Raw genomic sequence first — 12,689 nt, forward strand, 5'->3', positions numbered from 1 at the left:
TGATCGATGAACAATAAAACCAGCCCTCGGTTACTACCCGAAGACTGGATTCTAAGTAAATACGCGAGATTATCCTCGCACGGAGTCATAATGGAGGGCTATCCGCGTTCGCGTAATATTTTCGACAATTCATCGGCCGCTTTCCAAATATCACCTGCCCCCATCGTTAACACAAGGTCTCCGGGCGCGATACGTTCCGCTAATAGATCCCTGACTTCTTCTTTCGTAGGAACATAAGTCACATTGGGATTGCTATTCTGGGAAATGAGCTCTACTAGCTTACGCGAGTTGACCCCTTCGATTCTTTGCTCTCCCGCAGGAGAATAAATGTCGGTGATAATGACCTCATCCGCCTCCGCGAAAGCCCGACTGAACGCATCCAACAGGAAGAAAGTCCTCGTATAGCGCTGCGGTTGGAACACCGCAATAATTCGTTTGCCTGTTGCCTTAGCGGCTTGAATCGTCGCCTGAATTTCCGTTGGATGATGGGCATAGTCATCAATGACCAGCATGTCCTTCACTTCACCAAGCACTTGAAAACGCCGTTTGGCGCCGCGAAATTCGCGAATAGCCGTCGCGATCGACTCGAACGGAACTCCGGCTTCAAGACATACGATAACGGTAGCAAGCGCGTTATACACGTTATGCCGGCCTGGAACCGATAGCGTTACGTCTCCAAGAGCGGTCCCATGATGATTTACGGTAAATGTCGCGCAACGATCCCCAAGTTCGACATCCGTTGCTCTGTAATCGGCATCTCCCGACTCCATGCCATAAGTTAAGATGCGCTGCCCACTCACCTGAGGAAGCAAATACCGGATATTCTCATCATCCGCGCAAACAACGGCACAACCATCCGGTCTAATTTTACGAAGGAACGAAACATAAGCCTCTTTCAGCTTATTAAAGTCTCCGTCGTAATTTTCCAGATGATCCGCTTCGATATTCGTAACCACACCAACGGCGGATTCATACTGAAGGAAGGACCCGTCGCTTTCATCCGCTTCCGCAACGACGAATTGTCCTTTCCCCGCTTTCGCGTTAGTCCCGACATTTACGATTTCTCCGCCAATAATATAGGTCGGATCCAAACCGCAGTTTTCCATGACCAGCGCGATCATAGATGAAGTTGTCGTCTTGCCGTGCGCTCCCGCTACCGCAATGCCTGTTCGGGCATTGAGAAGCCTGGCCAGCATCTGTGAACGATGCAAAATGGGAATGTTTAAGTGTTCCGCTTCCTGGCGTTCGACGTTATCTCTAGATAGCGCAGTGGAATAAACAACAAGGTCAGCTCCCCGGACATGCTCCGGTTCATGACCAATATAAATTCGTGCTCCTTTGGCAGCCAGTTTGTCGGTCAGTTCCTGGCGCACCACATCGGAACCGGACACTTGATACCCCATCTCCAGCATAACCCGGGCGATGGCGCTCATCCCATATCCTCCGATACCGATAAAATGCACATGCTCAGCGGTCCGCAACAACGCTTCACCAGCCTTTTTCAGATTTCATTCCATGAAGCAACCACGAACGTATATCAGCAATCAAATAAAGTGTGCCGGTTACCACGTTTAACGTGCTCGCCCGCCCGCCCGGTGACGCCGATGCTTCCAGCAGAAGCTCCAAGGCGCGCTTCCAATCCGGCTCTACAATAACGTGTTTCGGCCGTCCGAGCTCCATACGCAATCCATTTACGATGTCGGCCAGGTCGGCGGCTTTCATTTTTTTATGAAAATCGGGTTCCGTGATCACAAGCGTATTCACCATTGGTAGTATATGCCGCAAGGAATGTTCATGATTCTTATTCGGCATCATCGCCATCATCACATTTAACTTTTCGAACTTGTAAATATCGCGAAGCGCCGCAACCAAAGACTCCATGCCTTCCGGGTTATGAGCCCCATCTATCAAGATACGCGGATCGTGCGACACCATTTCCAACCTGCCCGGCCAAGACGTATTTAGCAATCCGGCCGCCAAATCGTCATCCTCGACAACTAACGCGTAATATTGCCTGAGCACTTCCAGCGTCATGACCGCAACTGCGGCATTCGTAATCTGATGTGCGCCGTTCATGGCTACCGTTAACGATTGTAAAGCACGGAACGGCCCTTGAAAAGAAAACTTTTGCTCATTTTCCGCGATTTGCAACGGCTCATAAGAGAAATGATCTCCAAGCCGGTATAAAGTCGCCATCTGCGTATGTGCCTTTTCTTGAATTATGGATACCGCTTCAGGCTGATTAACGGCAGTAACGACAGGAACCCCGGCTTTAATAATGCCTGCTTTCTCCCGCGTTATGTCTGCAATAGTCGGGCCAAGCACATCCATATGATCATGACCGATGTTCGTGATGACGCTAATGACGGGCGTAACGATATTCGTTACGTCTAACCGGCCGCCGAGTCCCGTTTCCCATACGACGTAGTCCGGATAGGCGATCGTACCGTAATAAAGCAAAGCCAATGCCGTCGTCACTTCGAACATCGTCGGGGAGCCCCATTCGCCTTTCGCCAACTGATCGGCCGCGGGCTTTAGCTTGTTAACCAACGTCACGAGGACGTCGTCTTCTATATCATGCCCATTATATTGGAGACGATTGGTATAAGTGGTGAGATAAGGAGAAGTGAAAGTCCCCACATCGTACCCGGATTGCCTGAGCACGCTCGTCAAATAAGCGCAAACCGATCCTTTCCCATTCGTTCCGGCCACGTGGATGAACTTAAGACGCCTTTGAGGATGGCCGAAACCTTCCATGAGCTGCGTTATTCGATCTAATCCGGGACGAATGCCGAAGGAAGTGAGCCCCGTTATCCAGGACATCGCTTCCTCGGCGGTCTGAAAGGAATCTTTCTTGGAGGATATCTCGTTATTCATGCTCGAACCGTCCTCCCGTCATCCTTGAAGCTCGGCGATACGCGCCAAAACTTTATCCCTTTTGTCCCGGTAATCCAGGCCTTTGATCCGTTCCTGCTCGACAACGTTCGCCGGAGCTTTGGCGATATAACCTTCGTTGGACAGTTTCTTCTCCACCCGCTCCACTTCCGCGTTCAAATTGTCGACTTCCTTGGTCAGCCTGGCAATTTCTTGACCGATATCGATTAAACCCGCCAGCGGCAAGTATAGCTCGGCTCCCGTAATAATCGCCGTCATCGCTTTGTCCGGCGGCGTTAATCCGCGATCGAGCGTATAAGCCGATGTGTTGCAGAACCTCTGGACATAGATTTCGTTCCTTAGGAAAATGCCTTCTTCCGCATCTCCCGTCGGCTTGAGCAGCAATTCGATCTTCTTGCCCGGCGACACGTTCACTTCCGCACGAACGTTGCGTACCGCGCGAATAACCTCCATGAGCAGTTCCATTTCTTTAACCGAATTCACGGCTTCGAAATCGGCGCGATATTCCGGCCAAGCAGCCAGAGTGATCGTATCCCCCGGCTCATGCGGAAGATGCTGCCAAATCTCTTCGGACAGGAACGGCATGAACGGATGGATCAGACGCATCGTGCGATCCAGCACATAGCCGAGCACCGATTGCGTACTGCGCTTCGCATCCGGATTATCGCCATAGAGCGTAAGCTTAGCAAACTCGATATACCAATCGCACAGGTCATCCCAAATAAAGTTATATAGCAAACGGCCGGTTTCGCCGAATTCGTAGCTCTCCATCAGACGGGTTATGTCCCGTGCGGTTTCGTTGAAGCGGTGCAAAATCCAACGGTCAGCCGTCGACAACTCGCCGCTCAGATCAATTTGGTCGAAAGTGAAGCCTTCCAGATTCATTAAAGCGAAACGGGAAGCGTTCCATATCTTGTTCGCGAAGTTGCGCGCTTGCTCGACCTTCTCGAACCGAAAGCGCAAATCCTGCCCCGGAGTGCTGCTCGTAGAAATCATGAAACGCATCGCATCCGCGCCATATTGCTCGATAACGTCGAGCGGATCGACGCCGTTTCCAAGCGATTTGGACATTTTGCGGCCTTCCGCGTCCCGAACAAGACCGTGAATAAGAACGTCCTTAAACGGAATTTGTTCCGTGAACTCGAGCGCGGTGAAAATCATCCGTGCGACCCAGAAATAAATAATGTCATAGCCGGTAACGAGTACACCTGTTGGATAATAATGCTTCAAATCTTCGGTATCTTCCGGCCATCCTAACGTTGAAAACGGCCAAAGCGCGGAGCTGAACCAAGTATCCAACACATCGTTGTCTTGTTTCCAAGGCGAATTCGGCTGATCTGCTCCTTCCGGAGCTTCTATGCCGACAAAGATCTCACCCGTCGTTTCGTGATGCCATGCCGGAATTCGGTGGCCCCACCACAGCTGACGGGAAATACACCAATCGCGGACATTCTCGATCCAGTGCAAATATATTTTCTCGAACCGATCCGGCACGAAGTTAACGCCCTGCCCCGACTTCTGGGAATCGATCGCTTTTTCTGCTAACGGCTTCATATTAACGAACCATTGCGTGGACAAATACGGCTCGACAACGGCGCCGGAGCGCTCGCTGTGCCCAACTTGGTGCACATGGTCCTCGATTTGAATGCAAACCCCTTGCTCTTGCAGATCTTTAACGATCGCTTTACGGCAATCCGTGCGATCCATCCCTTGGTACGGACCGGCGTTCTCGTTCATAATGCCGCCTTCGTCCATGACCGTAATTTGCGGCAACTCATGCCTCGAACCGACTTCGAAGTCGTTTGGATCGTGCGCGGGAGTAATCTTAACTGCTCCGCTTCCGAAGTCCTTCTCGACATATTCATCGCCAATGATCGGGATTTCCCGATTGACGATCGGAAGCAGGATCATTCTGCCGATCAGATGCTTGTAGCGCTCATCCTCGGGATGAACGGCAACGGCGGTATCGCCTAACATCGTTTCCGGTCTTGTCGTCGCTACGGTAATCGATCCGCTTCCGTCAGCTAACGGATATTGGAGATGATAGAGATGCCCGTTTACTTCTTTGTGTTCTACTTCGATATCGGAAAGGGCGGTACGCGCCACGGGATCCCAGTTAATGATTCTTTTGCCCCGATATATTAGGCCCTTATCGTATAGTCGTACGAACACTTCCCGGACAGCTTGCGATAATCCTTCGTCCAGCGTAAATCGCTCACGGGAATAATCGAGGCTGAGGCCCATCTTGGACCATTGCTCGCGGATCGTTCCGGCGTAGTGTTCCTTCCATTCCCATACCTTCTCCAGGAAAACTTCCCGGCCAAGGTCGTAACGGCTTTTGCCTTCCTCGCGGAGCTTCTGTTCCACCTTCGTCTGGGTGGCGATTCCGGCGTGATCGGTACCCGGCAGCCATAACGCGTCAAACCCCTGCATCCGTTTGAAGCGGATAAGAATGTCCTGCAAAGTAAAATCGAGAGCATGACCGATATGCAGCATTCCCGTTACGTTCGGAGGCGGAATGACTATCGTATATTTAGGGGCATCGGGACGTCGTCCAGCTTGAAAATACCCGTTGCGCAGCCAAGCATCATACCATTTACGTTCTGCGCTCTTTGGATCATAAGTCGTCGGCATTTCGACGTTTAGACGTTCTTGGGATTCGGACATGAGAGACACAACCTCCATAAGACACAAATTCGACCGCTATGTTACGGGTTAATCGTCTGAAAAACACAAAAACCTCCCGTCGCAAAGGACGAAAGGTAAACTCCCGTGGTACCACCTTCGTTCCGCAGGGCATCGTTCGCCGCCGCGGCACTCGTCGCAAAATAACGGTTGCTACCGTCCTGTTCTATTGGATCGTCTTATATTGGACGACCGTTTCAAGCAGGAAACTCCAGGGCGACTTGCAGCAGTTTGTTGTCCCGCGGAACCTCTCAGCGCTGCGTGGCAGCGACTCCGCTCTCTGAAGGGTTAAACTGCGTACTCTTCCCTATCCGTGTCTTTCTTACCTATTTTACCCGCCGTACGTAGGAGAGTCAATACAAGGGGAAAAGGCTAATCCCCGTCTCCAAATAAATTTAGAAACGAAGAAAAGCCTTTTCAATTAGCCGTTAAAGATAAAGAAGTCGGAATTGCTCGTTATGGGATATACAGGACTTGGCCTTCCGATAAGTAAGGATCGTGCAATCGGTTGTAAAGCTGCAGCTCCCGAGGCTGAACGTTGTATCTCGTGGCAATTAAATCGAGCGTTTCCTCCCGCTGGACGATACACATTTTTACTTTGCGGAAGGAATGCGCTTGTGCGCCGTTCGTCAGGAACAGCCGCGTCCATTCGAGCTCGTCTCCCGAGCTGAGACTTGAGTTGCTCGCGGCTAGAGCCTTTTCTTCCGCCTCGGCCGCCTCTAAAATTTTGAGCTCAGCCTCGCGCTTTGCTCCTTTTTCCCCCAATTGGGACAACAGGCCGACTCCGGATTGCTGACGTACCATCGAATCCAGCGATTTACCGCCTAGCGCGACTTTCATATCCGTTTTTTCTTCGACCAAGATTTCTGCTGCCGGTTCCGATTCAGGCCTTGGTTCGGGACTCAGTTCCGGTTTCGGTATGAATGCCTGCTCCTCAATGCGTTCATTCGTAACGTCTCCCCATGAGGAAGCAGCGTATGGATCGTAGTTAGCGGTCGCCTCGGAATGGGTTTCTTGGTCCTTCCTCGACTCCTCTAAGTGCTGAAACATCGCTAACCAATTGCTTTCTTTATCGGTTGCTTTGGATAAAGCTTCCGTCTCGGATTGCAGGCTCCAATCGTCATCGCGTTCAAGCTCATTAAGCTCCGTGTCAGTTCCTTCAGAATCGTAGTCGCTAACCGACAGTTCTTCCGCTTCACCCGAGTGTTGGTCGTCCCGTATTTGCAGCTGTTCCCCCGCTTCCGCATCCAACTCTGGCTGCGCTTGATGCACGACCGTAAAGCTGTCGTCCCGCCAGATTGGAACTTGCGGAGCTTGCACCTGCAGCCCTCGCAAAGCCAATACGCCCGTCACGTTTAGGGATCGGGTCGTGAGCAAATCAACGTCGAAATTATCGATTTCCACGGCTAGCTCTTCCACGCTTTGAATCCGGTTCAGAGGCAACGATATCTCGACCGGTATCCAATGCTCCAACTGGGATACCTCCGCGGAATCTTGCGTTCGATAAATCCCGGAAAGCAGCAAATGACCTCTTAACAATACTTGGTTGTCCTGAGGCAGCGCCTGCATATGGGGCACCAATTCGATTTCTTCCAACTCATCAATAGCGGCTACATCGTCAGGCAGATGCACACGTTCGTAAATATCGAATCGCAACCCGTTCAACTGGTCCGTCACGACGAAGTCCTCCTTTCGGCATGTGCGCCCGATAATAGGATCGGGGCCTTTACAATTCACTAATTATCTATATGCCGGCTAAAGGCGGGCATGACTGAAAAAGCAAACAACCCCTTGGCTTTTTGGCGGGGGGCAGTTAGGTATTAAAGATGGGTGCTTGTGAATTTAATGATCAGGGACGAGGGTATCTCCTTCCAGCCGCAACTCTATTACCCCACAAAGTGACGATAATGCTGTCGAAGCATATTCCGATTACTTTGCGGGGGCCCCGGGAGCTACTCCATTGCCTTGATGAGATTATAAGGTGGCAATGGGCTCCCAGGCGGACGTAAACTCTTACAGGAGATACCCTCTTACCCTTTTTCATATTCACTCCTACTTCCAACCCCCTTTTTTTGTACCGCAGCAGCGGCTTAATTCCATTGTTCCAACCCATAACATACGCAAACCCAGTAACACTGTGCTCATAGTCGGAAAAACCGACTTTTACGAGCGCAAACCCGGCAGCACCTGGCTCATAGTCGGAAAAACCGACTTTTACGAGCGCAAACCTCGCAGCGCCTGGCTCATAGTCGGAAAAACCGACTTTTACGACCGCAAACCTTGCAGCACCTGGCTCATAGTCGGAAAAACCGACTTTTACGAGCGCAAACCCGGTAACACACTGCTCATAGTCGGAAAAACCGACTTTTGCGAGCGCAAACCCCCAATCTCTTGCTCCAAGCCGCTACAGCGGCTTAATCGAATACTGCCAAACCTATAACAAACAAACAGGCCTCCTCTCGCCGGAGCTTGAGGGGGCCTGTTTGCTGCTATTTATTATAGTTTGAGAAGTGCCGCTCGATGAGATGAGATGGTTTCGTCGATGTCGTCATTGTTGTGAGCGGTGGACACGAACCAACCTTCGAACGGAGACGGGGCAATGTTTACGCCGTTGTCCAGCAGCCTGCGGAATACGGTGCGGAACCGTTCCGTGTTCGCAGTTTTGGCGATTTCGTAGTTGATGACGTGTTTGTCCGTAAAGAAAGGGCACACCATTGAACCGACGCGGTTGAGGGTCATCGGGATGCCCGTTTCGCGCGCGTTGCTCTCCAAGCCAGCCTGCAACCGAATCGAAAGCTGCTCCAAATGCTGGTAAGCTTCCTCGGTCATCAGCTTAAGCGTCGTGTACCCCGCAGCCATGGCGAGCGGATTTCCGGATAACGTCCCCGCTTGGTAGATCGGACCGACCGGAGCCATGTGATCCATGATTTCTCTTCTCCCGCCGTAAGCTCCGACAGGCAAGCCGCCGCCGATAACTTTACCCAAGCAAGTCAAATCAGGCGTAATGCCGTACAGTCCTTGCGCGCAATTGCGATGAACCCGGAACCCCGTCATGACTTCGTCGAAAATAAGCAAGCTGCCATAAGTCGTCGTCAGCTCGCGCAAACCGGATAAAAATCCCGGAAGCGGAGGCACGACGCCCATATTGCCGGCGATCGGTTCAACGATGACCGCAGCGATTTCTTCGCCATAGCGTTCAAAAGCCAACTTAACCGCGTCTAAGTCGTTATAAGGAACCGTCAGCGTGTGCACCGCCACGCTTTCGGGCACCCCCGGGCTATCAGGCAATCCCAGAGTCGCAACGCCGGAACCGGCTTTAATGAGCAAGCTGTCGGCATGGCCGTGATAAGAGCCTTCGAACTTCAGGATCTTGCTCCGCCTCGTATAACCGCGGGCTAGCCGCAAAGCGCTCATCGTCGCTTCCGTACCGGAATTGACCATGCGCACGACGTCAATCGATGGCACGCGTTCGCACACGAGCTCGGCCATTAACGTCTCAAGCTCGGTCGGAGCGCCGAAGCTCGTCCCTTTTTCCGCCGTCCGTTTAATGGCTTCGACGACTTCAGGGTGAGCATGGCCCGCGATTAACGGTCCCCAAGAAAGCACGTAATCGATATACGTTTGACCGTCGATGTCCGTGATGCGGCTGCCTTCCCCCCGTTCAATAACTAGAGGAGTAAGACCAACCGACTTGAAAGCACGGACAGGACTGTTGACGCCCCCCGGTATGACACGTTTCGCGCGTTCAAAAGCGGCTTTGGAGCGGGAGTCTACGCGAGTTCGATGATTTTCGCTCATATTCGTCACATCCTACTATCTGGATTGGAAAAGGCTGTGGTAAACTTAGGTAAGACAAGCATAAATATCTAATGCGTCTTACTGTAACAGGAGGAATATCCATGATCGAGTGGCTGAAAAAAGTATCGCTATTTGACAACCTAAACGACGAACAATTGGAGCACATTCTTAGAATTGCCAACAGGCGCACGATTACGGCAGGATCGATCCTCTTTCATGAGAAAGAAATGGGGTTGACTTTTTACGTCGTCTTGGCCGGTTCCATTAAACTTTTCACCAAAAGCAACACCGGAGAAGAGAAAGTGCTCTCTCTCGTCAACAGCGGCGAAAGCTTCGGAGAGCTGTCTCTCTTGGATGGCCGTCCGCGCTCTGCTTCCGCGCAAACCTTAGAAACGACGACCGTGCTGGAGCTGTCCTCCGAGCAATTCATGGCGTTGATGCAAACTCATTTCGACATTACACGCGGGATATTAGCCGAGCTCTGCAGGCGTCTGCGGCAAACGAATGAGCACGTCAACGATCTAACCTTCCTTGACGGGCGAACTCGCGTACTCAAGAACCTGATCACCCTTGCCAACAAGAACGGCAAGCGCGACGGAAACCTGATCTCCATCCACATGGCCCTTAACTATGACGAGCTTGCGCAGATGGCCGGCGTAACCAAACCGGTTTTATCCGAAGTGATCCGAGAATTGGAACAGCGCGGCGTTCTTCAATTCGGCATTAACGAGTACAAGCTTAACTTATTGAAGCTGCGCGGGTAGGTTAGTTGCCCCGCAGCCAACGCGCGGCGTCTTTGGCGTGATAAGTGATGATCAAATCCGCACCCGCGCGTTTCATGCCGGTTAACGTCTCCAGCACGATTGCCCTCTCGTCAATCCACCCTTGCAGGGCTGCCGCCTTGACCATGGAGTATTCCGCGCTAACGTTATAGATGACGATAGGCAAGGAATAACGATCCTTAAGCATCCTGACGATGTCAAGGTAAGCAAGTCCCGGCTTCACCATAAGGAAATCCGCGCCTTCTTCCACATCGGACTGCGCTTCCCTCAGCGCTTCCCTCGCATTGGCTGGATCCATCTGATAAGTCTTGCGGTCTCCGAATTGAGGCGTGGAATGGGCTGCTTCGCGGAATGGGCCGTAATAAGCCGACGAATATTTGACCGCGTAAGACATAATCGGCGTATTCGCGAATCCGGCTTCGTCTAAAGCGTGACGAATTGCGGATACGAAACCGTCCATCATATTAGACGGCGCGATAATGTCAGCCCCGGCTTTGGCTTGCGATACCGCCGCTTTGGCTAGCAATTCCAAGGAATCGTCGTTGCCGATTTCGGCACCGCACTCCGTCGTGTGAACGACCCCGCAATGGCCATGATCCGTGAACTGACACAAGCAGGTATCGGCGATTACGACCATTTCGGGATGTAATGCTTTAATTTTACGAATGGCCTTTTGTACAATTCCATTTTCGTCATAAGCCGACGTACCCGTTGAATCCTTGTGTTCGGGTACTCCGAAAACTAGAACCGCTTGAATGCCTAGCTCCGCAAACTCTTCAAGCTCTTGCTCCATCGTGTCGAGCGACCAATGATAGACGCCGGGCATCGACGATATTTCTTCCTTGATCAAGGAACCTTCCGTCACGAAAATAGGCGCAATAAAGTCGTTAACCGAAAGGTTTGTTTCTCTCACCAGGTTGCGCAGGCCTGCCGTGCTTCTTAATCTACGGTGTCTCACTAACGGAAAAGCCACAGTCCTCATTCTCCTTTCGCGGAGCGCCGTTTGTCCACCAGCGCCTCCACCAATCCATCAATCGTTGATTTCTCCGGCACGATCGTCACCTTTAACCCGTTCTCTTCGGCCGTCCGGGCGGTAACCGGTCCAATACAAGCGATTTCAATATCTTTTAACGCTTCCGCCGGGTTTTGCACCCCTAACCGACGAAGCGCTTCGAGTAAGTTAACGACCGTTGACGAACTCGTAAAAGTAATGACGTGGATTTCGCCGTTTTCCAGCATATCGGGCAGCCACAAGTCTCGGGGAGCGGATAGTATCGTCTCGTAGACGTCTATTTCTTCAGCTGCTATGCCGCGTTCTTTCAATTCCTTCGGCAATGTTTCCCTGGCCAGATCGCCTCTAGGAAGCAAGGCGGTTTGCCCTGGGGACAACAGGCTGTCCAAGCTTTGAAGCAAGCTTTCCGCACGGTAGCTTTCCGGAAGCAAGTCGGCCCGTATTCCGCGGATGGCGAGCGCTTCAGCGGTCTTAGGGCCAACAGCGGCGAATTTCGCCTTATGGAAGCGGCGAATGTCGATCTCGAAGCGATCCAGCCATGCGAAGAAATACTCCACCCCGTTCACGCTCGTCAGTATGACCCAATCATAGGATTCCGCTTGCGCGAAAGCATTCCTAATCGCTTCCGCGGCTTCTTCCGTCTGCGGCAATCTCGTTTCGATAACGGGAAATTCGTAAGTTTCCCCGCCAAGATCATCGATTCTGGCGAGCAACTCGCTCGCTTGCGAACGGGCTCGGGTAACGAGCACCCGTTGACCGAATAAAGGCTTGTTTTCGATCCACGACAAGGTTTCCCGCTGATGTACCACTTCCCCGACGATGATAACCGCGGGCGGCTTCAGGCCGGCTGCCTTTACTTTGTCGGCGATATCCTCGAGCGTCCCCACAAGCGTTCTCTGCTCGGCCCTCGTACCCCATTGCACGAGTGCAACGGGAGTCGCAGGCGAACGTCCGTGCTTGATCAATTGCTCGCTTATATAATCTATTTTGGCAACGCCCATTAGAAATACAAGAGTACCGGTCGCATTCGTAACTTTATCCCAATAGATCGAATGATCGAGCTTGTCCGGGCTTTCATGACCGGTTATGACGGAAAAGGAAGAGGCCAAATCACGATGAGTGACGGGAATGCCCGCATATGCCGGTACGGCTATTGCCGAGGTAATGCCCGGTATGATCTCGAATAAAATGCCGTTTTTCTGCAATAAATCGGCTTCCTCACCCACGCGTCCAAAAACGGTCGGGTCGCCGCCTTTTAATCGAATGACGGTTTTGCCTTGGAGAGCCAGATCAACGAGCAGTTGATTAATTTCCTCCTGTTTCATCGTGTGCCGGTCCGGAAGCTTCCCGACGTAGATACGCTCGGCGTCCGGTCGCGCATGGTTAAGCAACTGAGGACCCGCTAAACGGTCGAACACGATGACATCGGAACGTTTAAGCGCCTCCAGCCCGCGTACTGTAATCAGCTTCGGATCGCCCGGGCCTGCGCCGACCAAATAGACTTTACCTTTGTTCAT

General features: G+C 52.0%; 8 protein-coding genes and 1 other annotated feature. Of the genes, 1 reads left to right on the forward strand and 7 read right to left on the reverse strand.

All coding sequences use genetic code 11. The annotated features are described in order from the left end of the window. Positions 1 to 98 precede the first annotated feature (98 nt). From murC to hemL, 5 genes are all read right to left on the reverse strand, one after another. Positions 99 to 1,481, reverse strand: a complete 1,383-nt coding sequence (gene murC / locus K7P76_RS12955) for a UDP-N-acetylmuramate--L-alanine ligase (RefSeq protein ID WP_232185963.1) — start codon at positions 1,479 to 1,481, stop codon at positions 99 to 101. A gap of 7 nt (positions 1,482 to 1,488) precedes the next feature. Then, positions 1,489 to 2,877 (reverse strand): bifunctional folylpolyglutamate synthase/dihydrofolate synthase, encoded by a 1,389-nt coding sequence (locus tag K7P76_RS12960; protein ID WP_232185724.1) that lies wholly within the window; start codon positions 2,875 to 2,877, stop codon positions 1,489 to 1,491. An 18-nt stretch (positions 2,878 to 2,895) separates the two neighbouring features. After that, positions 2,896 to 5,562: a valine--tRNA ligase gene (locus K7P76_RS12965; protein WP_232185725.1), complete on the reverse strand. Its 2,667-nt coding sequence runs from the start codon at positions 5,560 to 5,562 to the stop codon at positions 2,896 to 2,898. Between the two features lie 81 nt (positions 5,563 to 5,643). Beyond that, positions 5,644 to 5,903, reverse strand: a binding site (T-box leader). A 133-nt stretch (positions 5,904 to 6,036) separates the two neighbouring features. Further along, a complete protein-coding gene (locus K7P76_RS12970; protein WP_232185726.1) occupies positions 6,037 to 7,257 on the reverse strand; it encodes a LysM peptidoglycan-binding domain-containing protein in 1,221 nt (406 codons plus the stop codon). Positions 7,258 to 8,076: 819 nt separating this feature from the next. Continuing rightward, positions 8,077 to 9,378 carry a glutamate-1-semialdehyde 2,1-aminomutase gene (hemL, locus tag K7P76_RS12975; RefSeq protein WP_232185727.1) on the reverse strand — a complete coding sequence of 434 codons (1,302 nt, stop codon included), beginning with the start codon at positions 9,376 to 9,378 and terminating at the stop codon, positions 8,077 to 8,079. A gap of 101 nt (positions 9,379 to 9,479) precedes the next feature. On the opposite strand from hemL, the gene K7P76_RS12980 reads away from it, so the two are divergent. Continuing rightward, entirely contained in the window at positions 9,480 to 10,142 is a 663-nt protein-coding gene (locus K7P76_RS12980) for a Crp/Fnr family transcriptional regulator (protein ID WP_232185728.1), read from the forward strand. A 1-nt stretch (position 10,143) separates the two neighbouring features. Here K7P76_RS12980 and hemB read toward each other — a convergent pair whose 3' ends face one another. Further along, positions 10,144 to 11,133, reverse strand: a complete 990-nt coding sequence (gene hemB, locus K7P76_RS12985) for a porphobilinogen synthase (RefSeq protein ID WP_232185729.1) — start codon at positions 11,131 to 11,133, stop codon at positions 10,144 to 10,146. 5 nt (positions 11,134 to 11,138) lie between these two features. Next, entirely contained in the window at positions 11,139 to 12,689 is a 1,551-nt protein-coding gene (gene cobA, locus K7P76_RS12990) for a uroporphyrinogen-III C-methyltransferase (RefSeq protein WP_232185730.1), read from the reverse strand.

This window comes from Cohnella silvisoli, assembly GCF_021190915.1.
GTDB classification, from domain to species: Bacteria; Bacillota; Bacilli; order Paenibacillales; family Paenibacillaceae; genus Cohnella; species Cohnella silvisoli.

Coding starts and splice junctions, on each gene's coding strand:
- K7P76_RS12960 (WP_232185724.1), bottom strand. CDS start 2,877: ATGAATAACGAGATATCCTCCAAGAAAGATTCCTTTCAGACCGCCGAG.
- K7P76_RS12965 (WP_232185725.1), bottom strand. CDS start 5,562: ATGTCCGAATCCCAAGAACGTCTAAACGTCGAAATGCCGACGACTTAT.
- hemL (WP_232185727.1), bottom strand. CDS start 9,378: ATGAGCGAAAATCATCGAACTCGCGTAGACTCCCGCTCCAAAGCCGCT.
- K7P76_RS12980 (WP_232185728.1), top strand. CDS start 9,480: ATGATCGAGTGGCTGAAAAAAGTATCGCTATTTGACAACCTAAACGAC.
- cobA (WP_232185730.1), bottom strand. CDS start 12,689: ATGAACAAAGGTAAAGTCTATTTGGTCGGCGCAGGCCCGGGCGATCCG.